Here is a 2,731-nt window from a genome sequence, read left to right as displayed (position 1 = left end):
CCCGGACGTAGGATGAAGGTGTGCGTAGGGAAGGTGTGCGCAAGGCTCTGCTCATGGCCGACGTGACGATCGGCATGGCCGCGTTGTTGGTCTGGTCGTGGCGTGCGTTCGGGCCCCGGAGCGCTCGGTTCGCGTTCCTCATCGTCTGCCTTCCGTTGATCTGGTTCGGCCTGCTTTGGCGAGTCCTCGTACTGCGGCGGCCCGTGCTGCGGCTGCCCGCCCGCGTGCACGCGTTGCGTGCCGTCGAGCGCGACGGGCGCGTGTACGAACTACTCGGCGTCCGGGTGGCCAAGTGGCTGCTGCGCCGCGGCCCCCTGACGGTGCTCGCACCGCCGGAACTGAGCCTGCCTGCCGAACGGACCCCGGCCGCCCTCGCCGACCTCGACGAGTGGATGCAGCAGGCCGAGGCCTTGCACGAGATCATGTTGGTCGTGACGCTGGCAGTCGTCGTCAACGCGGCCGTCCGCGGCTGGTGGGGCGCCGCGGGTTGGACCTTGCTCTTCAACGTCCTCGGCAACGGTTACCCGGCGATGCTGCAGCGATACAACCGCGCCCGGCTGGCCCAGCGCTACGGCATCCCAGGCCACCTCGCCTGATCATTCGCACCGGCATCGACCGTGTTCCACGCCCAGGTGGTCGGGAGGAGGAGTCATGGAAGCGACCGTCATTCGCAGCCCGCACCCCGACGTCGAGGTCCCCGACCTGCCCCTGCATGAGCTGGTGCTCGCCGGAGCGGTGGAGAGGGGAAACCGCGCCGCGGTCATCGACGGCCCCACCGGGCGCACGCTGACGTACGGTCAGCTCGCCGCCGGCGTCCGGCAGATGGCGGCGGGCCTGACCGCACGAGGCTTCGGCAAGGGGGACATGTTCGCGGTGTATTCGCCCAACCTGCCGGAGTATGCCGTCGCTTTCTACGGGGTCTCGGCGGCGGGAGGCGCTACCACGACGGTGAGCCCGCTGCACACCGTCGGCGAGCTCGGCGCCCAGCTGGCCGACGCCGGGGCACGGTTCCTGCTCACCACGCCGCCGCTGCTGGACCGGGCGATCGAAGCGGCCAGCCGCTCGGGCGTGGAGGATGTCTTCGTATTCGGCGAGGCGAAGGGCGCGACTCCGTTCGCCAGCCTGCTTGCTGACACCGGGACGGCACCGCCAACCGTCGGGATCGTCCCGGCCGCTGACCCGGTGGCCCTTCCCTACTCCAGTGGGACCACCGGGCTGGCCAAGGGCGTCATGCTTACTCACCGCAACCTGGTCGCCACCCTGGTCCAGTGGAATGCTGTCTTGCCGAGCGGGCCGGAGGATCGGCTGATCGGGGTGCTGCCGTTCTTCCATACATACGGCTTGGGCCTGCTGATGGGATGGCCCCTCTGGTGTGGGGCGACCCTGGTCAGCATGCCCCGGTTCGAATTGGAGGAGTTCCTGCGCGTCCTGCAGGAGCAGCGGATCACCCGTGCGCTCTTGGTGCCGCCTATCGTGCGCGCCCTGGCCACGCATCCTCTGGTCGCCGGCTACGACCTGTCTGCCCTGGAGTTGATCGGATCGGGCGCCGCGCCGCTGGACGCCGGGCTGGCGCGGGCGTGCGCCGAGCGGCTCGGATGCCCGGTCGTTCAGGGCTACGGCCTCACCGAGACCACAACGGCAGTGTCCGGCACTGCCGGTGCGCCACTCGGTCCACGGCACGGCTCTGTCGGCGTGTTGCTGCCCAACACCGAGGCGCGCATCGTCGACCCGGCCAGCGGGCAGGACCTGGGCACCGGCGGAATCGGCGAGTTGTGGGTGCGCGGCCCCCAGGTAATGCGCGGCTACCTGAACGCGGAGCCGGCCACCGCGGCGGTTCTCGACCCGGACGGCTGGCTACGCACCGGCGACCTGTGCCGCGTGGACCCCGACGGCTATCTGTTCGTGGTCGACCGGGTCAAGGACCTGATCAAGTACAAGGGGCATCAGGTCGCGCCGGCGGAACTGGAGGCCGTGTTGTCGGCCCACCCGCACGTGGCCGACGTCGCCGTCGTGCGGAGCCCGGACCAGGAAGCAGGTGAGATACCCAAGGCGTTCGTGGTTGCGAACGGGCCGGTGGACGCCGAGGCCCTCATGGCGTGGGTCGCCGAGCGGGTGGCGCCGTACAAGCGGATTCGGCGGGTCGAGTTCGTGGCCGAGATCCCCAAAGGACCGTATGGCAAGGTCCTTCGCCGTACCCTGCTCGAGCGGGACCGGGCCAGGCCCGATTGAATCCCGATTGCCGTTCCGCACACCTCTTGGCTGCGCCTGGCTGTCCCACGCAGCACCCGATCTGCCGATTCAAGGTCCGCTGTTACTAAAGCGATTGCTGGTGGGTTGACTCAAGGCTTTGTTAGTGCTCTAGCCGTGGACCGTGATCTTGCTGGTGTGGGGCGGCTGGGAGACGGTTACGGCCACCGCTGATCATCGGTGCGTGAAGACTGACGATCTTGTGTTGGCCGCAGGTCACAGCGTAGACCCTGCCCACTGGCAGGAGATGTTTCGAGACCCTGATGGGTCGGATAGCTGGCCGGTTCGCGCGGGTCGAACCCCGGCGCCGGGTGAGGGACTTGGTGCTGGGGTTGCTGTCGGACCTGCCGCGCAAGAACTGCTGGAGCATCGCCGAGTGGGCCGGGGAGGCCGCCCCGGACGGCATGCAGCACCTGCTCGGCCGGGCCAGGTGGGACGCCGATGCCGTGCGCGACGACGTGCGTGAGTATGTACTGGAGCACCT

General features: G+C 69.1%; 3 protein-coding genes. All 3 read left to right on the top strand.

Going from position 1 to position 2,731, the window contains the following annotated elements:
* Positions 1 to 53 precede the first annotated feature (53 nt).
* The gene (locus ACWC09_RS52480) at positions 54 to 596 is read left to right on the top strand and encodes a glycosyl-4,4'-diaponeurosporenoate acyltransferase CrtO family protein (RefSeq protein ID WP_450859397.1); all 543 of its coding nucleotides are present in this window, start codon (positions 54 to 56) and stop codon (positions 594 to 596) included.
* A 55-nt stretch (positions 597 to 651) separates the two neighbouring features.
* Positions 652 to 2,229 carry an AMP-binding protein gene (locus ACWC09_RS52475; RefSeq protein WP_450859395.1) on the top strand — a complete coding sequence of 526 codons (1,578 nt, stop codon included), beginning with the start codon at positions 652 to 654 and terminating at the stop codon, positions 2,227 to 2,229.
* Between the two features lie 281 nt (positions 2,230 to 2,510).
* On the top strand, positions 2,511 to 2,731 hold a 221-nt coding region (locus ACWC09_RS52470; protein ID WP_450859393.1), incomplete at its 3' end, for a transposase.

It is taken from the genome of Streptomyces sp. NPDC001617 (assembly GCF_053596855.1).
This window is presented reverse-complemented; position numbering and strand designations above follow the sequence as displayed.

What these genes read in the sequence shown, in the direction of transcription:
- ACWC09_RS52480 (WP_450859397.1), top strand. Translation starts at nt 54, where the DNA reads ATGGCCGACGTGACGATCGGCATGGCCGCGTTGTTGGTCTGGTCGTGG.
- ACWC09_RS52475 (WP_450859395.1), top strand. Translation starts at nt 652, where the DNA reads ATGGAAGCGACCGTCATTCGCAGCCCGCACCCCGACGTCGAGGTCCCC.